The organism is Leucobacter edaphi (assembly GCF_016522535.1).
Taxonomy (GTDB): Bacteria; Actinomycetota; Actinomycetes; order Actinomycetales; family Microbacteriaceae; genus Leucobacter; species Leucobacter edaphi.
The window spans coordinates 117,524-138,458 of the sequence record NZ_JAEHOI010000005.1; the positions used below are offsets into that span (position 1 = coordinate 117,524).

Below are 20,935 nucleotides of genomic sequence, written 5' to 3' on the forward strand. Positions count from 1 at the left end.
CGATCGTGACGTATGAAGCTGCGAGGACCGATCCGGAGTTCGATACTCCCGGAAAGGGCCAGGGACTGATCGGAGTATTCCGGAACCGGTACCTGCTGTCCCTGCTGCAGAAGAAGGGCCGCACCACCCGGTACCACGGCTCCGTGCTCGGCTGGGTCTGGTCGTATGTGCGCCCCGGCGCGCAGTTCCTCATGTACTACCTCGTCATGGGCGTCATCCTGGACCACAACCGCGAGATCCAGTTCTTCCCCGTGTACCTCTTCGCGGGCATCGTCGCGGTCAACCTCTTCAGCGAGGCGCTCCGCAACACGACGAGCGCGCTCACCGACAATGCCTCGCTGATCAGGAAGATTTACCTGCCGCGTGAGCTGTTCCCCGTGTCAGCGCTCGGCGTCGCCCTCGTGCACTTCCTGCCGCAGGCCGTCCTCCTGTTCGTGGTGGCCCTGTTCTGCGGTTGGACCTTCAGCTGGATGGGGATTCTCGCGTTCATCATCGGCATGCTGCTGATCCTTGTCTTCGCGCTCGGCCTCGGCCTGTTCTTCGGCGCCATCAACGTCGGGTATCGGGACGCGCGCAACTTCGTCGACCTGATCCTCATGTTCTCGACCTGGGCCTCCCCGGTGCTCTACGCGTGGACGATGGTGCACGAGCGCGCGCCGCTGTGGCTCTACAACATCTACATGTCCAACCCGATGACGGCCGCGGTTGAGATGTTCCACACCGCGTTCTGGCTGCCGCTCGCGCCGAATTCGCCCCGCCCGGAGCACCTTCTCGTGTTCGCGCTCATCGGCGGAGCGATCGCAATCTTCACGCTCATCATCGGCCAGTTGGTCTTCCGGAAGCTGGAGGGGACCTTTGCCCAGAACCTCTGATCAGGTGTCGCAGGAGAAGCCTGTGATCGTCTTCAGCGACGCGCGCAAGACCTTCAAGATCAAGCACACGAACTCCATGAAGGAGACGTTCATCGCGTCGCTTCAGCGCAAGGAGCTCTCGAGCGACTTCAACGCGGTCGACGGCGTCAGCTTCGATGTCAACGCCGGCGAGTCGGTCGCCCTCATGGGCAGCAACGGCTCCGGCAAGTCGACCACGCTCAAGATGCTCTCCGGCGTCCTGCAGCCCGACGGCGGCTGGGTGCGCACGCGCGGCAGGATCGCCGGCCTGATCGAGGTCGGCGCCGGTTTCCACCCGAACCTCACCGGCCGGCAGAACGTCTACCTCAACGCCGCGATCCTCGGCATGTCGAAGGAGGAGACGGACGCGAAGTTCGACGACATCCTCGAGTTCTCCGAGATCGGCGACTTCATCGACACCGAGGTGAAGCGCTACTCCTCTGGCATGTACGCGCGCCTCGGCTTCGCCGTCGCCGTGCACACCGAGTTCGACGTGCTCCTCGTGGACGAGGTCCTCTCCGTCGGCGATGCCGCGTTCCGCGAGAAGTGCAACGACCGCATGCAGCAGCTGCGCGAGCGCGGCAAGACGATGTTCATCGTGAGCCACAACTCGGGCCAGGTGCTCCGCCTCTGCGACCGCGGGATCGTGCTCGAGCACGGCAAGGTCATCTTCGACGGCCCGATCGAGGACGCCGTGCAGGCGCTCGAGGTGTCGCAGCGCGGCGAGGGCGCGAAGCCCGCGCATCCGATCCTGCACCCGATCAGCACCGTCTACGATCGCAACCCGTCCGGCTTCGGCGCGCCCACCTCGGCGCAGATCGATCTTCCCGGCGCGGAAGGGTCTTTCTATCAGGAGTTCGAGCGCGGCATCATCACGCACGCCCCCGAGCTCGAGGGGGATCGCCAGACGATCGGCCTCACGAAGGGCATTTTCCTCTCCGCCTATCGACGAGCGGGCGGCCCCGAGGGCCCCTGGGGCGTTGTCGCGGGCTCGCCGAAGGGCCAGATCGAGAGCTTCGACATCCGCGCGATGCCGTTCCAGAACGGCTACGCCTGGTATTCGATCGACGAGGGTCTCGGCTTCGCGGAGCCCGGCTCCCCCGACTACGAGCGCGTCGTCGCAGCGTACGAGCGCACCAGGTAGCACACTCTCGCGTGCCGTACGCCGCTGGGCGTCCGCCGCGGGGTAAACTACCGGGGGCGTTCATGCGCCCACGCTAGTATGCTCCGCCGCCCACAGACAGGGGATCCATGCAGTCCCGCTCCGTGACGATCCTCGTCCCCGTGTATAACGAGCAAGAGGTCATCGAGCTCTTCCTTTCGACGCTCTCCGCAGAACTCGCGGCGATCAGCGATACCGCGTTCGAGATCCTCTTCGTCAATGACGGGAGCAGCGACGCGACGCTGAGCATCATCCAGAACCTCGCGAGCAGCGACCAGCGCATCTCGTATCTCAGCTTCAGCCGCAACTTCGGCAAGGAGCGGGCGATGATCGCCGGGCTCGACGCGGTGACCACCGACGCCGTCATCATCATGGATGTCGACCTCCAGGATCCTCCCGGCCTGATCGCCGAGATGATCGCGGAGTGGCGTAACGGCTACGACGACGTCTACGCGAAGCGACGCACCCGCAACGGTGAGACCTGGCTGAAGCGCACGACGGCGAAGCAGTACTACCGCATCCTCCAGAGCACGACGAGGATCCAGGTGCAGCAGAACACGGGCGATTTCCGGCTGCTCGATCGCAAGTGCATCGACGCCCTGATCCGTTTCCGCGAGAGCGAGCGCTACACCAAGGGCATGTTCAGCTGGATCGGGTTCTCGAAGAAGGAGATCCTGTTCGATCGCGATCCGCGAGCCGCGGGCGAGACGAAGTGGAACTATCGGAGCCTCGTGAATCTGGCGATCGACGGGATCACCTCGTTCACGACGGCGCCGCTGCGCATCTCGACGTTCCTCGGCATCTTCGTGTCGCTCGCGGCGTTCGTCTACCTCGTCGTGATCGTTGCGCGCACCCTCATCTGGGGAAGCGACCTCCAGGGCTACGCCTCGATGATGGCCGTGATCCTCTTCCTCGGCGGCGTGCAACTCCTCTCCCTCGGCGTGATCGGGGAGTATGTCGGCCGCATCTTCAACGAGAGCAAGAACCGTCCGCTCTATCTGATCCAGCACGAGCACCGCGGTGTTCCGCAGTAGCGGCTTCCGGTTCCTGCTCATCGGCGGGATCAACACGGCGATCGACTTCGGCCTGCTGTTCCTGCTCACGTGGGCGGGGCTTCCGGTGTGGGCCGCCAACATGATCTCGACGGGCGTGGCGCTCACCTTCAGTTTCTTTGCGAACCGCTCGTTCGCGTTCCGCTCGACGCAGCGCGGCGCGCTGCAGGCTGTCAAGTTCCTCGGGGTGACACTGTTCGGGTTGTGGGCCCTGCAGCCGCTCGTCATCCTGGGCGCTGAAGCCCTCCTGCACGGACTCCTTCCCGCGCCGATCGTGCTCGGCATCGGGAAGATCGCCGCGACCGTTGTGAGCATGCTGTGGAACTACTTCCTCTACCGACATTTCGTCTTCCCCGACGGCCAGAAAGGTGCCGACCGTGAATCGTGAGACTGCGCTCCCCGCGCTCAAGCGAGGCCTCCCGCTCGCCGCCGCTTCGGCGACTCTCTCGGCCGTGTTCCTCGTCTTCTTCTCGTCGACGACGAGCTTCCTGAACCCCTGGTACGGCGGCGATAGCGGGATCTTCCGGCTGATCGGCACCGCGATGGCCCACGGCAAGTCGCTGTACGTCGACATCTGGGATCACAAGGGCCCGGCGCTCTTCGCGATCGAGTGGCTCGCGCAGGTGATCTGTTCGGGGCGGAACGGGATCTTCCTGGTTCAGCTCGTCAGCCTGTCGGTGGCCCTGTTCCTGCTCGGTCTCATTGCGCGACGGTTCCTCGGCCCGGTTCTCACCGTCGTCGCGCTCGTCCTCTTCCTGGCGCTGCTCTCTCCGCTGTTCGAGTTCGGCAATCTTTCCGAGGAGCTCTCGCTCCCCTACACGATGTTCGTGCTGTGGGCGCTCACTCGGCCGTTCCACGACCGCAGGGGCGAGGTGCCGCTGCCGCTGCTGGCGCTGTCCGGGGGCGCGCTCGCCTTCATCTTCTTCCTGCGGCTGAACAACGCGGCAGGCATCATCGCGGCCTTCATCGCGTATTTCATCTACGTGCTCGTCATGCGGCGCCGGTTCTGGGTTCCGATGCTCGTGTCCCTGGCCGGGTTTTTCCTGGTGTGCGGCTTGTTCCTCGGTTATTTCGCGCTCGCGGGGTCGCTCCAGGAGATGATCCACGCGACGTTCATCTTCAATTTCGAATACGCGAAGGAGTCGCCGTCCGGCTACGCGAAGCTCCTCGCGAACGGGTATCTGTTCGTCACGATCGGCTTGGCAGCGCTGACCGTCCTGGGCGGGCTCGTGGATGCCCAGCGCAATCGCCGGTACTGGTACGTGCTCCTCACCGCCGCGCTCGCCGTGGTTGGCTGCACGGCCGTGCTGTCGTCGACCACCGGCTATTTCCACTATCTGCAGCTCCTCGTTCCCGGCGCCGCGATCGGCGCGATCCTGATCCTGCAGCTGTTCACCGAGTCTCGGGTGTGGCTCGCCGCGGTCGCCGCGCTCGCGCTGTCGGCGATGCTGCTGGTGCCGTTCGGGGCGAGTACGGCTCAGCGGAGCGTCGCGGGGAACGAGGCGCCCTTCGCCGCGAACGTCCACGCGATTCTCGACCGTGTGCCGGAGGCGGAGCGCGGAGAGGTCTTCACCTGGGATCTCCCGTCCACGTACTACCTCGTCGCCGACACCCTCCCCGTGCATCGCTTCTTCATGCTGCAGGAGTGGTGGGGGAACACGGATCCGATCGTCTATTCCGAGCTTCGCGAGTTTTTCGCGAAGACGCCGCCGAAGTGGGTCGTGACGCCGGCCAAGGGGATCGAGCAGCCCGAGTTCAGCGCGCTGCTCCAGGCGGAGTACACGCCGGTCGCGCGCGAGGGCGGCATCGTCCTCCACGAGCGCAAGCCGTAGCGCCCGGCCCGAGCGCAAGCCGTAGCGCCCGGCCCGAGCGCGCCCGAAACGGGGGAGCCTTCGCGAGATTCGATCCTCGGGGGATCGTGGACTGCTAGATTGACGAGCACCGTCTCCTGCTGTTCATCCAATCTTCATCTGGAGTTCAGCACAGCACTCCTCGAAGGAACAGATGCTCTCCCGACTGAAGCGCTCAACCAAGGAACTCCTGACGCAACAGCGGCGTCGGCAGGGGCGACTCGACCGGCTTCGCGCCCTCGTCGACGAGCACGGAGCACAGGCGGAGTCCTTCCCCGAGTTCGAGGAGCTGTGCGCTGAGATCGAGCGGCAGCTGCGGCGCTACCCCGAGCACGCCTTCGAGTACCTGGTGCTGCTGAGCCGGGTACTGCCGCAAACCCGAATGTTCGATCGGGCCCGCGCCCTGGAGGCCGAGCACTCCGACAGCGTGCAGTGGATGACCCAGCTCGGGGAGTTCTGGTTCTCCCTGGAGGAGTACCGGGACGGCGATCGGGCCCTCGGCCGGGCGAAGGTGCTGGATCGCGACTACCTCCCGATCTATCTCGAGGACGCCGCGGTGCAGCGGATCCGTCGGAACTACTTCCGGGAGCGGCAGGCGCTGGAGACGATCCTCAAGCTCGACGCGCCCCCGCAGGAGCTGCGGCGAGCGGAGATCCGGCTCGCCAAGCTCGAATACGAGCGCGGGAACTTCGCGGGGGCCGCCGCCGCTTTCGAGCGGGCGGATCTGGCCGGCGCGCCAGACGCCGCACTGCTCGCGGCGGCGGAATCCGCACGCCGAACGGGGGCTCTCCCGCGGCGCGAGGAACTGATCCTCGCGAGCGACGCAGGCCGGGCGGTCGCGGCCGGAACGGATCCGGGCGCCGTGGTGCGCGAGTATCTCGAGCTGGGCGATCCCGAGGCGGCCCGGTACGCGCTGCATGATCTCCCCGAGTCGGATCCTCTGCACGCGTGGTACGCGCTGCGTATTGCCTACGATCAGGGAAAATGGGCCGAGGCCGCCGAGCACGGCGACCGCTTCGCTGATACCGCGAGCGATCCGTCCGCCAAGCAGATCGCGGACGTGGCGCTCCTCGCCGAGATCCGCGGGGACCTCGCCCGCGCGGCGGAGCTCTTCTCCCGCGCCGCCGGGATGCCCGGCGCGAACCCGGACTTCGCGTATCGCGCTGGCGCCACTCTGCATCGCCTCGGCAGGCACGAGGAGGCCGTGCCCTTCTTCCTCGCCGGTTCCGTCGTCGATCCGCGGGCCTGCCGGAACGAGCCGAGTTACAGCCCGATCGCTGGGCTCACGAACGAGGAGATCGACGCGCTGCCGACCGAGACGCTCGAGCGCGCCGTGTACGGCGTTTCGGCGCAGCTCGGCATCGCGCAGGTCTGCCGCGAGCTCGGCCGCCGGTACGCGGACGCCGGGCGGTTCCGCGAGGCGTGCGAAATGCTCACGCTCACCTCGCTCCGGCGTCCGCCGGGGCTCCCCCGCTTCGACCTCGACGTCCACACGCCTCCCGGCCGCTGGCACCAGCTGTTCTCGGAGGCCGTCGACATGTTCGACATCGATCCGGATCTGGTCATCTACGAGTCCTTCCACGGCGCCTCCACGTCGTGCAACCCGCTCGCGATGTGCCTGCACGCGCTCGAGTCGCCCGAGAACGCGCACCTGCGACACGTGTGGATCATGCAGTTCGATGGGGTGATCGACCCGCGCCTGCTCGCAGATCCGCGAGTCACCTTCGTGCGGCGCACGAGCGCGAACGCCGCCCGGCTGCTCGCGACCGCGGGCACGATCATCAATAATCTCAGCGTCGAAGTCGGGTACTACCGGCGCGAGGGGCAGCGATACCTCAACACCTGGCACGGGATCCCGTGGAAGCACCTCGGACGGCACGAGCGCCAGGAGACCTACGCGTTCGGCAACATCACGCGCAACCTCCTGCAGGCGAGCCACATCATCGCGCCGGACGACCACACCATGCGCGCCCTGCTCGAGGACCATAACGTGGGCGAGCTCGTCCGTCCAGGGGTCGCGCGCCTCACGGGATACCCGCGCGTCGATCTCACGCTGAACGCGTCGGAAGCGCGCAAGGCCGCAGTGCGCGCCGCGGTCGGAGCGCCCGAGGACTCCCGGGTCCTCCTCTACGCTCCGACGTGGCGCGGGAAGCGCGACGTCGAGCACCTGGACCGCGCGGCGACCCTCGAGACACTGCGCGTTCTGCAGGAGAGCGGGGCGCACGTGGTGCTGCGCGCGCACCAGTTCGTCGAGACCGCCGTGCGGGCGGATCCGCGCTTCGCCGACATCACGTTCGCACCGGGGAATCTCAACACCAACGAGCTCCTCGCCATCACCGACGTCCTCGTGACCGACTTCTCGAGCGTCCTCTTCGACTTCGTGCCGCTCTCGCGGCCGATCATCACGCACATTCCGGATCTCGCCGAATACGAGTCCGAGCGCGGACTCTACTTCGCGCACACCGAGGTGCCGGGGCACGCGACATTCACGCTCGCCGAACTCGCGGACGCGCTCGCGCGCACCGCGAGCGATCCGGAGTTCGCTGTCCCCACGGACGCGGACCGGCAGCGCTTCAGCCCGCACGAGGACGGCCGGGCGACCGCGCGCGTGTGGGAGTGGCTGGCGCAGGATATCGATGCGGATCGCCCCCTCGACCCGCCGCGCGGCGATCGCCCCGCGCGCGCCCTCTTCTCCGTTGGCGGACTGAACCCCAACGGCATCACGCGCGCGCTGACGAACCTGTTCCTGAAGCTCGATCCGAGCGAGGTGTCGGCCTATCTCCTGCTCCACAAGAGCCACCTCGAGTTCGCGGAACCGGAGACGAGCGCCGCGATCGTCGAGCACGCGCGCGTCATCCCCACCGTCGGCCCCAACGCGGCCACGCGCCTCGAACTCGACGCCCTCGACCTCGCGTCGCAGCGGAACCGCGTGATCAGCCCGGAGATCGACGAACTGCTCACCGCCGGGGCGCGCCGCGAGGCGATCCGGATGACGGGCCGGGACCGCTTCGACATCGCGATCGACTTCGACGGCTATTCCCTCCCGAGAACGACCCTGTTCGCGAGGCAGAAACCCGCGATCGCGCCTCGCAACGCCCAGTTCCTGCACAACGCGATGCGGGCGGAGCAGCGCATCAGATTCACCTGGCTCGACTCCGCTTTCGCCCACTACAAGCACTTCGACGCGCTCGTCTCGGTGAGCGACGGCGTGCGCGAGCAGAACGCGCACGATCTCGCCGAGTCTCACGGCGTTCCCGAGCACCTGCACCGGGTGATCGAGAACCTCGTGCGCGCGGACGAGGTGCGGGAGCGGGCGCGCGCGCCACTCAGCGCCGATGCCGCGGCCTGGCTGGACGAGGGCGGCCCGCATCTCGCGACGGTCGCGAGACTCTCGCCGGAGAAAAACCACGAGGCCCTGATCCGCGGGCTCGCCTCCGAACCGCAGCGGTTCGCGGACGTACGCCTCGGGATCCTCGGCGACGGCCCCTTCCGCCCCGCCCTCGAGGCGCTCGCGGCCGAGCTCGGCGTCGCATCGCAGGTGCGATTCTTCGGGCACGTGTCGAATCCGTACCCGATCATGGCGGCCTGCGACGCGCTCGTGATGCCCTCGCTCCACGAGGGACAGGGGATCGCGCTGCTCGAGGCGTTGACCCTCGGCCTTCCGGTGGCCGCGAGCGACATCCCGCCGTTCCGCAGCGTCATCCCCGATGCGCGCTACGGCTTTCTGTTCGAGCCGGACGCTGCGGGCGCGGCGTCCGCGATCGCGCGGGCCCTGGATGACGCACTCCCCCGGGAGACGCCGTTCGATGCCGAGGCCTACGAGGCGGCCTCGCTGCGCAAGTACGTCGAGCTGATCGTGGGCGAGGAAGCGGGCTAGCAACGCCGGCGGCGTGGCGCTCGGCGTTCCCGGGCGCCCCCTCCCGGCGGTCAGCCGCCGACAGGCGGGTACCGGCGTAGGGCGAGCCTCCGCATCGGGAACGCGTGTATCATCTTGGCCCGGATGAACCGGTTTCGGGTGCACTCGGGCCGCATCGACAGTGTCGATCGAGGCTTGAGGGTCGCCCACCTGATCAGCGGCGGTTTTGAAGTCGACGGTCTCAGCGCAGGCGCACTCGCACTTGGCGTCGAGCAGCGGAGGCCTCGAGGCAAAACCCCCTGACCCCGGGGCAACCGGAACGATTTCCTCCCCCGTTTGGGGTGTTTGCCACGTTGCGATTCGGTGAATACGGAACTGCCAGCGGCTGAATTGGCGGACTTTCCTGGAACCAGCATTTAAACTACACCCGTTGTTTTGTGTGCTTTCCTAGTCCGTCTCCTTCGCCGCCCGCAGACAGAGGTTCTATGCCGTCCCGCTCCGTCACGATCCTGGTCCCGGTGTTCAACGAGGAAGAAGTCATCGAACTCTTCCTCGAAACGCTCTTCACCCACCTGGCAGAGATCGAAGCCACCGAATTCGAGGTCCTCTTCGTCGACGACGGCAGCCGCGATGCGAGCCTCAGCATCATTCAGAACCTCGCCACCCGAGACTCCCGCATCTCGTACCTCAGCCTGAGCCGCAACTTCGGCAAGGAACGCGCCATGATCGCCGGGCTGGACGCCGTGACCACCGATGCCGTCATCATCATGGATGTCGACCTGCAGGACCCGCCCGGCCTGATCTCGGAAATGATCCAGGAATGGCGCAACGGCGCCGACGATGTCTACGCCAAACGACGCACCCGGCACGGCGAGAACTGGCTCAAACGCACCACCGCCCACGCCTACTACCGGATTCTCCAGCGCACCACTCGAATCGAGGTGCAGCAGAACACGGGAGACTTCCGACTCCTCGACCGCAAGTGCATCGACGCCCTCACGCTGTTCCGCGAGAGCGAGCGCTACACCAAGGGCATGTTCAGCTGGATCGGGTTCACCAAGAAGGAAATCCTGTTCGACCGCGACCCGCGCGCCGCCGGACGAACCAAGTGGAACTACGGCGGACTCATCAACCTCGCCATCGACGGCATCACCTCGTTCACCACCGCGCCGCTGCGCGTTTCCACGGTCCTCGGGATCCTCGTCTCCCTCGCCGCCTTCATCTACCTCATCGTGATCGTGCTCCGTACCCTCCTCTGGGGAAGCGACCTCCAGGGCTATCCCTCGATGATGGTCGTCATCCTGTTCCTCGGCGGCGTGCAGCTCCTCTCCGTCGGGGTCATCGGCGAGTACATCGGCCGCATCTTCAACGAGAGCAAGAACCGGCCCCTCTACCTCATCGGCCAGCAGCACCGGGGCGCTCCGCACTGATGTCTCCCACCTCCTCGGCGCCGACGAGACCGACACCGCCGCGCGCATTTCTCCCAGAAGACACGAACTTGTCAGCACAGAACGGGCACCACCAATGACTCCGAGTACGACCAGGGCAACCCTCAGGCGAACGGTCCCGCTCGTGGCAGGTTCGACCGTCCTCGCGACAACGTTCCTGATCTTCTTCTCCTCCACGACGAGCTTCCTCAACCCCTGGTTCGGCGGCGATAGCGCCATTTTCCGCATGATCGGCACCGCCATGGCCCACGGAAAGTCGCTGTATGTCGAAATCTGGGACCACAAGGGCCCCGCGATGTTCGCGATCCAGTGGCTCGCGCAGGTGATCTGGCCCGGTCGCAACGGGATCTTTCTGATCCAGGTCGTCAGTCTCACCGTCACGCTCGTGCTGTTCGGTCTCGTGGCGCGCCGTTTCCTCGGCCCCGTGCTCACCAGCGCGTCGCTCGTGGCGTTCCTTGCGCTCCTGGTTCCGCTCTACGAGTCCGGGAACCTCACGGAGGAGTACTCGCTCCCCTTCACCATGTTCGTCGTCTGGGCGCTCACGCGACCATTTCACGAGGGGCAACCCGAGGCGTCCCCCCTGCTCCTCGCACTTTCCGGGGTCGCGTTCGGAATCGTCGTCTTCATTCGCCTGAACAATTCGGCGGGGATCATCGCCGCGTTCGTCGCGTACTTTATCTTTCTCCTGGTCACACGACGCAAGTTCGTGCTTCCGCTCCTCATCTCCATCGGCGGCTTCGCGGCCGGGTGCGGCATTTTCATCGTGTGGTTCACCCTCGCGGGATCACTGCCCGAGATGATCCACGCGACCTTCACCTTCAACTTCGAGTACGCGAAGCATCACGTTCCCGACGGCACCACGATCCTCAAGAACGGGTACCTGTTCCTGGTGCTCGGGTACGCGGCGCTCACCATGCTCGGGGGTCTCGTCGACGCTCAGCGGAACGCCCGAACCTGGTATCTCATTCTCTCGGCATCGTTCGCCGTGATCGGGTCCTTCGCGGTGCTGTCGTCGACGACCGGGTTCTACCACTACCTGCAGCTCCTCGTGCCGGGAACCGCGCTCGGCGTGGTGCTGATCCTGCAGCTGTTCACCGGACCGCGCGCGCTGATCGCCGGTATCACCGTGGTCGCGCTCTCCGCCGGGGTGAGCGTGCCCTTCTACAAGCTGGATGCCCAGAAGACAACGGCCTATGACAACGGCGAACTGGCCAGGCAGGCCAAGCACCTCCTCGAGCACGTCCCGGTCTCGGAGCGCAATGAGATCTTCACGTGGAACCTGCCGGCCAACTACTTCTTCGTCACGGACACCCTTCCCCCGCACCGATTCTTCATGCTGCAGGACTGGTGGGCCTCCGTCGATCGCGTCGTCATCCACGAGCTTCGCGAGTACTTCGACAAGACCCCGCCCAGGTGGGTGCTCACGCCGCGCGAGGGCTCCAAGCTTGCCGAGTTCAATGTGATGCTCGCGGAACGCTACACCCAGGTCGAGGCGACCGGGAAGCTCGCGCTCCACCGTCTCAAGGAGTAGCTCGGCGCTCTCGTGCCCGCGCGAGGATCGGGCGCCCGCGGATCGGGCGCCCGCGGATCGGGCGCTCGCGGATCGGGCGCTCGCGGGTCGGGCGGCACCGCGGCCGTCCCGCCAGCGTCCTTCGAGCCGACGCTACCGATCCCCCGGCAGCCCGCCGCCGATCAGCCGCCGGAACAGCACCTTCTTCACACCCGAGGGCAGCAGCCGGTAGGCGCCCTTCATCGCGACGTTGCGCAGGTACTCCCCCGTTGAGATGAAGCCCATGCGGCGCAGCTCACCCTGCAGCCGGATCTCCGTGCGAGCCTCCGCAAGCCCGCCCCTGCGCGCGAACGCACCGGATCCGACCCGGTAGCGCAGGAGCGGCTCAGGCAGGTTCTCCACGCGAGCACCGTCGGCGATGAGACGCACACCGAGCCAGTAGTCCTCCATCCGGCCGAAGGGTTCGTAGCGGCCCACGCGATCGAGCGCGGCGACCCTGTACATCATCGTCGGGTGGTTGAACGGGTTGTGGGTGCGCGCGTGCGCGCGGATCCGATCGGGGCCCACCGGCGGAATCCGCCTGCCGACCACCTGATCGGGATCGGTTTCAAACTCGGTCATCCCGGTTCCGACGAGGTCGAACCCCGAGTCGATGAGCGGCCACTGCCTGGCGAAGCGCTCGGGAGCGGAGACGTCGTCCGCGTCCATGCGGGCCACCACGGGGTACGCGACCTCGTCGAGGCCGCGGTTCAGAGCCGCGGTGAGGCCCTGATTCTCGGGCAGGCGCACCACGCGGACCGGCACCGGGCTCGCCCCCTCGATCCGCGCGAGTTCTGCGGCGAGCGCGTCGGGAACGGGGCCGTCCTGCACGATCACGGCCTCCGCCGGTCGCAGCGTCTGCCGGTCGACGGAGCTCTCGAACGCGAGCCGCAGCGCCCTCGGATCGTCTCCAGCGTAGACGGGAAGCAGGAGGGAGAATCCCGCGCTCGGGGCGCTGGGCGATCGAGTATCCGTCATGATCATCGAGCCTAGCGATGACGCTCGTGAATTCGATCCTGGACCGCTGTCCGAGGACCGCCGATCAGCGATTCGAGGCGCGCGTGAGGCGGTCGATCTCGATCTTCACGTCGACGGGAACGCCCGCGTTGCGGAGCACGTCGCGGTCGGGGCGCGGCGCGGTGCGCCAGCCGTCGCGCCAGCCGCGGCGCAGGCAGCCGAGGAGCTGGCCGCGGTCCGAGGAGGCGCGGAGCGTGCGCAGCCAGCGGCGGGCGGTCGCGCCGATGTAGAGCGCCTTCTCCCAGCCGCGCAGCGCGGGGCTGAGGCGGAATACCCAGAGCTTGTTCCTCACCTCGTAGTAGAAGCGGGGGCCGGGATCCTGGTCGCTCGATCCGCGCTTGGCCGTCTTGTGGGCGACGACGGAGGCCGGCACGAAGAGTCCGCGCGCGCCGCGGAGCATCCGGGCCGAGAACTCGAAGTCGTCGTTCCAGAGGAAGTAGTCGGCGATCGGCAGTCCGAGCTCCCGCACGCGCGAGGCCCTGAGGAACGCGGAGACGAATGAGATCGAGCGGATCTCCATGCAGCCCGCTTTCGCGGCGCGATCGCGCTCCCACTGCGACGCCCCGATCTTCGGCTTCGGCGTGTTCATCGGGTGATCCTCGCCGTCGGTCCAGACGACGCGGGAGCCCATGACGGCGAGATCGTCCTGGCCGCTCTCGAGGTAGCGCTGGTGCGCGTCGAGCGCGCCCGCGAGCGCGTCCGGGCCCGGCACCGTGTCGTCGTCCATGACCCAGATCCAGTCCGTGGACTCCTCGACCTCGGCGGCGGCGATGCCGACCGCGAAGCCGCCCGCGCCGCCCGTGTTCTCGGTGAGGCGGATGAGCCGGCCGCGGCCCTCCCAGGCCTCCAGCATTTCCGCGGCGACGTCGCCGGAACCGTCGTCGGACGCGTTGTCCACGACGACGATGCGATCGACGGGACGGCTCTGCGCGGCGATCGCTTCGAGCGACTCGCGCAGCAGCTCCCGCCGGTTGTAGGCGACGAGCACGGCGGTTACGCGCATGCGTGCACACTCCTTCACGAGAAAACCCTGTCAGTCTATCCGGGCGCGCCAGGCCTCCCTGACGCCAGAAAACAGGCGGGCTAGCCCTTCTGCTTCGGGGGCGAGGCCTTCGCCACGCCCTCATCGACGAGCTGGCGCGCGACCGCGTAGTCGGGCGCCTCCGGGTCGAACGCCGGCGGAACGAGCTCGACGCTGACGGGCTGATGCTCGCGGGCCTTCGTCGCGAGATCGACGAAGCGGCCGAGCATCGAATCCGGGAGATCGGTCTCCACGAGCTCGTTCCCCGCCTTCGCGACCTCCTGGAACCGGAGCAGCACATTGGAGGGGTTCATCTGGGCGAGGATCGCGGCCTGCAGCTCCCGCTGGCGGGCCATCCGGTCGTAGTCCCCTCCGGTCGATCCGTAGCGGGATCGGGCGTACCACTGCGCCTCGTAGCCCGTGAGCTTGCGCTTGCCCGGCTCGACCCAGCCCGTGATGCCGTTGCCGTACTGGTCGCCGCCGATCGGGAGCCGCTCCTTCACGTCGATCTCGACGCCGCCGAGGGCATCGATGAGCGACTCGAAGGCGTCCATGTTGACGAGGACGTAGAACTGGGGCTTCAGGCCCGTGACCCCCTCAACGGCGTCCTTCGTGGCTTCGAGGCCCGGCGACGAGCCGTTCTTCTTCGCGTTCGGGTACAGCTCGGGATAGAAGAGCTCCGCCTCGGCGTAGACGCCGTTGAGGATGCAGTGCCCCACCTCGCAGCCGCCGCCCTCGCCGTACTCGTTGGGCGCGACGCCGAAGCCGTTCGGGTGCATCTTCGCCATCGGCGACTTCTCGGCGAAGGGCACGCCCTCGAGGTCGCGGGGAAGGCCGACGATCGTCGACTGGCCGGTCTCGGCGTCGATGCTCACGAGCGAGATGCTGTCCGGGCGAAGGCCCTCGCGATCTGCGCCGGCGTCGGTGCCGAGGAGGAGGATGTTGTACCGGCCGTCGATGGGCGCGACCGCCGGGGCGCCGCGGAAGAGACCGCCGAGCAGGTTGCGGCCGGCGTCGACCGTGGTGCCGGCCCACGCGGCCCCGAGGGCGGGGACGAGCGTGAGCACGATCGACAGGATCGCGACGGGCAGCCGCCAGCCGCGCTGCACCTTGACGATCCGGGTGAGCCGCAGGGTGTCGAGCCCGAGCACGACCCACAGGATCGCGTATCCGAACAGCAGGATCTGGATGATCAGCAGAACGATCGAGTTGGTGAAGAACGTGAGCGTCGCGACGCGCGCGAACAGGAACCCGAGCAGCGCGAGGATCAATCCCGCGATCAGGGCGAACGTGGCGCCCAGCCCGAAACGGCCGAGCCGCTTGTTCCCGGAGAGCACCTGGGCGCTTCCCGGCAGCAGGAATCCGAGCACGACGAGCCAGCGGGCTCGCTTGCTCATGAGCGGCGGCGAGTCCTGATCTGGGTTTCTGAGCGGCCGCTCGAGGTCAAGACTCATCCGGCGTATCCGCCGGGGTTCTGCGACTGCCAGGCCCAGGAGTCGCGGCACGCCTCGGCGAGGCTGCGCGTCGTCCGCCAGTTGAGCTCGGCGTTCGCGCGGGCGGGGTCGGCCACGACGGTCGCGACGTCACCTGCGCGAGGCGCCACGACGTCGTAGGGCACGGGGCGGCCTGCGGCCTCCTCGAACGCGCGGATCACCTCGAGCACGCTCGAGCCGGTTCCCGATCCGAGGTTGTAGACGGAGACGCCCTGCTCGGCGGCTTCGAGCGCGGCAACGTGACCCTCTGCGAGGTCCATCACGTGAATGTAGTCGCGCACGCCGGTGCCGTCGGCGGTGGGGTACGAGTCGCCGAACACGCTGAGGCGCTCGCGCTTGCCGACCGCGACCTGCGCGATGAACGGCATCAGGTTGTTGGGGATCCCCGACGGATCCTCGCCGATCCGTCCGGACGGGTGCGCGCCCACCGGGTTGAAGTACCGCAGCAGCACGGCCGCGAGCTCGGGCCTGGCGCGCTGCGTGTCCGTGATGATCTGCTCGATCATGAACTTCGACCAGCCGTAGGGGTTGGTGAGGCCCACACCCACGGGCTGGCCCTCGTCGATCGAATCGACGGCCGGATCGCCGTAAACGGTCGCCGAGGAGCTGAACACGAGGCGGTCGACGCCGCGCTCGGCGAGGAGATCGAGCAGCACGAGCGACGAATCGATGTTGACGCGGTAGTAGCGGGTTGGCTGCGCGACCGATTCGCCGACGGCCTTGAGCCCGGCGAAGTGAATCACCGAGTCGAACTCGACGCCCTCGAGCGCCGCGCTCGCTGCCGCCCGATCGGCCAGATCGACCTCGACAACCGGGATCGTCGCCCCGCTGAGCTCCTCGACGCGCCGCACCGCCTCGGGGCTGCTGTTCGAGAAATCGTCGAGCACCACGACGTCGTGCCCGCGGGCGATGAGGGCCAGAGCGGTGTGGGTGCCGATGTATCCGGCGCCGCCGGTCAGAAGAACGCGCATGGATCAAGGATAGGGCGCGTCTCCTGGGGGCCACTGGAGCCGGCTCCGCGGGTCTCATTTGACTGAGTAATCTGCGATTCTGAGAAGAAAAGCCCATTCAGGTGCCTCTTCAGGTCCCGAATTGAGAACATTTCGGACTCACGTTCAGCAAGTGGGAAACTCACACCTGAGGATTCCATAGAATATTCACCAGAAGACTGTCGGCGCGTGGGCGCCGCGACGAGCGAAAGGGGCGAGATGGCCACCCTGACCCTGATCGCAGAACCTTTTCCCGATTGGGAAGCGGCCGTGCACTCCGCCGCCTGCCGTGATCTCGCCGAAGCGGTCGCCCAGAGCGCCCCGCGCAGTTGCAGCGTTCGCTACCTCGTCGCCCGCGGCACGGAGGCCCCCGCCTTTCAGTCACCCGTGCTCGACGTCGAAAGCCTGCCGCTCCGTGCCGGAATGCTCCCAATCGTCTGGCAATCCGGTGCGACCGCGCGCCCGCTCGACGGCGAGTTCGTCCACGCGACCACCCCCATGATCCCGCTCCGCTCCCGCGGCGAGGACGATGGCAGCCAGACCTCGGTCATGATCCCGAACAGCATCGCGTGGGATCACCCCACGCTGCTGCCCGGCAATCAGGCGCGCCTGTTCCGCTCTTTTGCGAAGCGCGCCGTCCGTCTCGCGGACGTCATCCTCGCCCCGACGCACGCCACCGCGCGCGTTGTGCAGGAGCACTACGGCCGCGACCTGCCCATTCAGGTCATGCAGCTCGCTCCCCCGCGCGAGTTCCGCCGGCAGGAGGACAGCGCCGACCGCCGCGCCGCGCTCGGGCTTCCCGAACGCTACGTGCTCACGACCGCGACGGCGACCGAACTCGGCCGTCTCGACTGGGTCTTCGACGCGATGCGCAGCGACCCCGGCCTCCCGCCCCTCGTGGTGCTGGAGGGCTTCGACCCGGTGCCGGCGGACAGCGCGAGCGGCGCGAAGTCGCGCGGCCAGGCCGGAGCAGCGGCACAGGCCCCCGGATCCGAGGGCGCTCCCGCGCCGCACGGAACCCACTCGGCTGCGGACCCCGCTGGGGCCGCGGCAGGCAGCGACGCTGGCGACGTGCCGGCCGAGCTGCGGGGACGGGTCGTTGTGGTGCGCCCGCGCGAGCTGGCCGATTTCGGCGCGATCATCTCCGGCGCCGGCCTCCTGCTCACGCCTCAGAGCTACGCCGGAACGGGCTATCTCGTGCTCGGAGCGCTCAAGGCCTCGGTTCCCGTGCTCCACTCAGGCCACCCCTCGACCGCCGAGCTCGTGCTCGACGGCGGTATCGCGGCCGAGACGCCCGAGGCGTTCGGCGCGGAGCTGCGCCGCCTCTTCACCGAGCCCGGTGCGCTCGCGCGGCTCTCGGTCCTCGCCAGGGACCGCAGCCGCGGTTTCAGCTGGGAGGCCGCGGCCTGGCAGCTCTGGGAGACCCACGCGAACCTCTGATCGAAGCCTGATCAGGATCTTTTCCGCCCGCGGGCAGCGCTCACGGACCCCGGACTACGCGCGGGGAGGACTACGCGCGGGGAGCGTCTGCCAGCCTCGGACCGCCGTTCGCGAGCGCGAAGCCCAGCGACGCCGCCGCGGCGATGAGCACCGCGCACCCGACGAAGACGGCGGTCCCCGGCCAGCCGGCCGCAGCGAAGGCGACACCGCCGAGCCAGCCGAGCAGGCTCGACCCCGCATAGTAGGCGAGGGTGTAGAGCGGAGGCGCGAGCGTGCGTCCCGCACCCGCACGACGCTCGATCAATCCGCTCGCGATCGTATGCGCCGCGAAGAATGCGCCCGTGAAGAGGACGAGGCCGATGATCACCCAGGGCAGCGATGGGAGCAGGGTGAGGGTGAGACCCGCGATCATGATCCCGGCGCAGACGAGCAGGGTGATCGTCGGTGGAATGCGCCGGGTGAGCGACCACACCCAGCGCGAGGCCGCCGCACCGGCGAGGTACGCGAGAAACAGCCAGGACACCTGGCCGAGCGAGAGCTGGAAGGGCGGCTCCTGCAGCCGGAACGCGAGGTAGTTGTAGGCCGCGACGAAGCCTCCCATCAGGAGGAAAGCCTGCAGAATCAGTACGACGACGCCGGGCCGCGCGAGATTGTCCCGGATCGCTGGCAGAGCACGTTCGCCCCGCCTCGCCGGGAGCGCCGGCCGCGGGATTCTGGCGAGGAAGACGATCGTGGCCGCCGCGGCAATCACCGCGACCGCGCCCATGCCCCAGCGCCACCCCAGCTCCTGCGCCACGGTGCCCGCGATGATCCGGCCGAGCAGCCCGCCGATCGTGGTGCCGGCCACGTATGTGCCGACGGCGGGACCGAGCGCCTCGGGACGCACGGTCTCAGCGATCGCGGTCACGGCGATCGCCGGCAGACCGGCGAGCGCGAGGCCCTCGACACAGCGTACGACGGCGAACGCGGGAAACTCCGGGATCACTGGCGCGACCAGGCCGATTGCCAGCGCTAGGACCATCGCGACCCGCATGGCGGGGATGCGGCCGAAGCGATCCGAGACGAGCGCCCACGGGATGACCCCGATCGCCACGCCGATCGTCGTCGCGCCGACGGCCCACGACGAGGTTCCGGCTGACACCCCGAACTCGCGGGCGAGATCGGGAAGAATGCCCTGCGGGGAATACATCTGCGCGAAGGTCGCGAGACCCGCGCAGAAGAGCGCAATGAGCGCGCGCCGGTACGCGGGACTTCCCGCTGCCGCCCGCGGATCCTGCGCGGGGGCCTGCGCCGTCTCCCCGCTCACCTCAACCCGCCGTGCGTCACGCCTCCTCGGCCGCGGCGTCCTCCGCCACGCGCGCCTGCAGGGCCCGGTTCTTCTCCTCCACCATCTCGGTGAGGCCGCGCGCGTACTCATCGAGACGCGCGGCGAGCTCGGGATCGGCGCTGCCGATGATCCGCGCCGCGAGCAGCCCGGCGTTCTTCGCTCCGCCGATCGACACCGTCGCCACCGGGATTCCGCCCGGCATCTGCACGATCGAGAGCAGGGAGTCGAGCCCGTCGAGCTTCGCGAGCGGGACGGGGACGCCGACCACGGGAAGGGTGGTCATCGAGGCGACCATCCCGGGCAGGTGGGCGGCGCCACCCGCGCCCGCGATGATCACGCGCAGCCCGCGCGCGGCAGCCCCGCGCGCGTAGTCGACCATCTTCTCGGGAGTGCGGTGCGCGCTCACCACCTCGACCTCGTGCGGGATCCCGAAGTCGCGCAGCACCTGCACCGCGTCGCTCATCACCGTGAAGTCGGAGTCGGAACCCATGATCACGCCGACAATGGGCGTTGCGCTCTGTGCCATGACCTCCATCGTAGTGCCGGAGGGCCGCCCGCGGCTGCGGCGATTAGTCGAAGACGGCGGCCGCGGCCACCGCCTGAGCGCGCACCTCAGCGAGGTCGTCGCCTGTCACGGTGACGTGCCCCACCTTGCGTCCGGGGCGAGGCTGCTTGTCGTAACTGTGGAACTTCGCCCGAGGGTGCGCGGCGAGCGCCTCGGCGTAGCGCACGGGCATCGGGCCCTCGGCCGGCCCGCCGAGCACGTTCACCATGACCGCGGCGGGGGCGGTCATCGTCGTGTCCCCGAGCGGCAGATCCGCCACAGCGCGCAGATGTTGCTCGAACTGGCTGGTCACCGAGCCCTCGATCGAGAAGTGACCGGAGTTGTGGGGACGCATCGCGAGCTCATTCACGAGCACCCTGCCGTCCGCGGCCTCGAACATCTCGACCGCGAGCACGCCCGTCACGCCAACGCCCTCGGCGACGGCCGTGCCGATGCGGGCGGCCTCCTCGAGCGTCGCGGGATTCTGCACCGGAGCGGGGGCGAGGACCTCGGCGCACACGCCGTCCCGCTGGATCGTCTCGACGACGGGCCAGGTGCGCATCTCGCCGCTCGGGCGGCGCGCCACGAGCTGCGACAGCTCCCTCGTGAAGTCGACGAGCTCCTCGACGAGGAGGCGGCCGCCGTGACCGTCCTCGTCGAGGGCCGTGAACCAGTCCTGCGCCTCGACCGCGCTCGAAACGACCCGCACGCCCTTGCCGTCGTAGCCGCCGCGAGCGGTCTTCACGACACCGCGCCCGCCGTGCGCGTCGAGGAAGCTCTGCAGCTCGGCCTCGTCGGCCACGGCGGCCCAGTCGGGAACGGGAACACCCAGCTCCTCGAGCTTCTCCCGCATCAGGATCTTGTCCTGGGCGTACTGCAGCGCGTCGGGGCGCGGGTGCACCTGCACGCCGCGCTCCTCGAGCTCTCGCAGGATGAACGAGGGCACGTGCTCGTGATCGAAAGTGATCACGTCGACGGTGTCGGCGAAGGCGTGCACCGTGGCGGCGTCGCGGTAGTCGCCGACGGCGTCTGCGGCGCGGGCCGCGCTCGACCCCTCTGCCTCAGCGAGCACGCTGATCCGGAGCCCGAGATGGATCGCCGGGGGCACCATCATGCGGGCGAGCTGCCCGCCACCGATGACGCCGATCGTGATGCTGCCGTTCTCCAGACCCATGCCCTCTATTCTGCCGTACCCGCGGGGCCAACGGCTTCACTCCGCCCGCCTGCACTGATCAGGGATTCGACCGCGTGCTTCTCGGGCGCACGCGAAGGGCCCGGTGCGTGGATTCCTCCTCGC

At 68.1% G+C, this 20,935-nt stretch carries 16 protein-coding genes; 9 read left to right on the plus strand and 7 right to left on the minus strand.

Annotated features, from left to right (window positions below):
- Positions 1 to 5 precede the first annotated feature (5 nt).
- The 8 genes from JD292_RS06080 (at position 6) to JD292_RS06115 (ending at position 11,789) form a co-directional block, all read left to right on the plus strand.
- Positions 6 to 872 carry an ABC transporter permease gene (locus JD292_RS06080; RefSeq protein ID WP_200131846.1) on the plus strand — a complete coding sequence of 289 codons (867 nt, stop codon included), beginning with the start codon at positions 6 to 8 and terminating at the stop codon, positions 870 to 872.
- Between the two features lie 22 nt (positions 873 to 894).
- Positions 895 to 2,034 (plus strand): ATP-binding cassette domain-containing protein, encoded by a 1,140-nt coding sequence (locus tag JD292_RS06085; RefSeq protein WP_369411166.1) that lies wholly within the window; start codon positions 895 to 897, stop codon positions 2,032 to 2,034.
- Between the two features lie 107 nt (positions 2,035 to 2,141).
- The gene (locus JD292_RS06090; RefSeq protein ID WP_200131847.1) at positions 2,142 to 3,086 is read left to right on the plus strand and encodes a glycosyltransferase family 2 protein; all 945 of its coding nucleotides are present in this window, start codon (positions 2,142 to 2,144) and stop codon (positions 3,084 to 3,086) included.
- The gene (locus JD292_RS06095; protein WP_200131848.1) at positions 3,073 to 3,492 is read left to right on the plus strand and encodes a GtrA family protein; all 420 of its coding nucleotides are present in this window, start codon (positions 3,073 to 3,075) and stop codon (positions 3,490 to 3,492) included. The genes JD292_RS06090 and JD292_RS06095 overlap by 14 nt, the downstream gene beginning before the upstream one ends.
- Positions 3,482 to 4,936, plus strand: a complete 1,455-nt coding sequence (locus JD292_RS06100; protein ID WP_200131849.1) for a hypothetical protein — start codon at positions 3,482 to 3,484, stop codon at positions 4,934 to 4,936. Before JD292_RS06095 ends, JD292_RS06100 begins: the two co-directional genes overlap by 11 nt.
- Positions 4,937 to 5,108: 172 nt before the next feature.
- Positions 5,109 to 8,831: a glycosyltransferase gene (locus tag JD292_RS06105; RefSeq protein ID WP_200131850.1), complete on the plus strand. Its 3,723-nt coding sequence runs from the start codon at positions 5,109 to 5,111 to the stop codon at positions 8,829 to 8,831.
- 464 nt (positions 8,832 to 9,295) lie between these two features.
- Positions 9,296 to 10,240, plus strand: coding sequence for a glycosyltransferase family 2 protein (locus tag JD292_RS06110; RefSeq protein WP_200131851.1), 945 nt, complete (start codon positions 9,296 to 9,298; stop codon positions 10,238 to 10,240).
- 142 nt (positions 10,241 to 10,382) lie between these two features.
- Positions 10,383 to 11,789, plus strand: coding sequence for a glycosyltransferase family protein (locus JD292_RS06115; RefSeq protein ID WP_200131852.1), 1,407 nt, complete (start codon positions 10,383 to 10,385; stop codon positions 11,787 to 11,789).
- 132 nt (positions 11,790 to 11,921) lie between these two features.
- Here the strand turns inward: JD292_RS06115 and JD292_RS06120 are convergent, their stop codons facing one another.
- The 4 genes from JD292_RS06120 to galE form a co-directional block, all read right to left on the minus strand.
- A complete protein-coding gene (locus tag JD292_RS06120) occupies positions 11,922 to 12,785 on the minus strand; it encodes a glycosyltransferase (RefSeq protein ID WP_200131853.1) in 864 nt (287 codons plus the stop codon).
- Positions 12,786 to 12,849: 64 nt separating this feature from the next.
- Positions 12,850 to 13,827 (minus strand): glycosyltransferase family 2 protein, encoded by a 978-nt coding sequence (locus tag JD292_RS06125; RefSeq protein ID WP_200131854.1) that lies wholly within the window; start codon positions 13,825 to 13,827, stop codon positions 12,850 to 12,852.
- Between the two features lie 80 nt (positions 13,828 to 13,907).
- Positions 13,908 to 15,299 (minus strand): LCP family protein, encoded by a 1,392-nt coding sequence (locus tag JD292_RS06130; RefSeq protein WP_200131855.1) that lies wholly within the window; start codon positions 15,297 to 15,299, stop codon positions 13,908 to 13,910.
- Positions 15,296 to 16,309 carry a UDP-glucose 4-epimerase GalE gene (gene galE / locus JD292_RS06135; RefSeq protein ID WP_200131856.1) on the minus strand — a complete coding sequence of 338 codons (1,014 nt, stop codon included), beginning with the start codon at positions 16,307 to 16,309 and terminating at the stop codon, positions 15,296 to 15,298. Before galE ends, JD292_RS06130 begins: the two co-directional genes overlap by 4 nt.
- Positions 16,310 to 16,546: 237 nt before the next feature.
- Between galE and JD292_RS06140 the strand changes: the two genes are divergently transcribed.
- Positions 16,547 to 17,767 carry a glycosyltransferase family protein gene (locus tag JD292_RS06140; RefSeq protein WP_200131857.1) on the plus strand — a complete coding sequence of 407 codons (1,221 nt, stop codon included), beginning with the start codon at positions 16,547 to 16,549 and terminating at the stop codon, positions 17,765 to 17,767.
- 70 nt (positions 17,768 to 17,837) lie between these two features.
- Here JD292_RS06140 and JD292_RS06145 read toward each other — a convergent pair whose 3' ends face one another.
- The 3 genes from JD292_RS06145 to JD292_RS06155 are packed head-to-tail and all read right to left on the minus strand — an operon-like array spanning position 17,838 to position 20,812.
- Positions 17,838 to 19,073, minus strand: a complete 1,236-nt coding sequence (locus JD292_RS06145; RefSeq protein ID WP_369411167.1) for an MFS transporter — start codon at positions 19,071 to 19,073, stop codon at positions 17,838 to 17,840.
- 16 nt (positions 19,074 to 19,089) lie between these two features.
- Positions 19,090 to 19,620 (minus strand): 5-(carboxyamino)imidazole ribonucleotide mutase, encoded by a 531-nt coding sequence (gene purE, locus JD292_RS06150; RefSeq protein WP_200131859.1) that lies wholly within the window; start codon positions 19,618 to 19,620, stop codon positions 19,090 to 19,092.
- Positions 19,621 to 19,663: 43 nt separating this feature from the next.
- Complete coding sequence (locus JD292_RS06155) at positions 19,664 to 20,812, minus strand: 5-(carboxyamino)imidazole ribonucleotide synthase (protein WP_200131860.1); 1,149 nt, start codon at positions 20,810 to 20,812, stop codon at positions 19,664 to 19,666.
- Positions 20,813 to 20,935 lie beyond the last annotated feature (123 nt).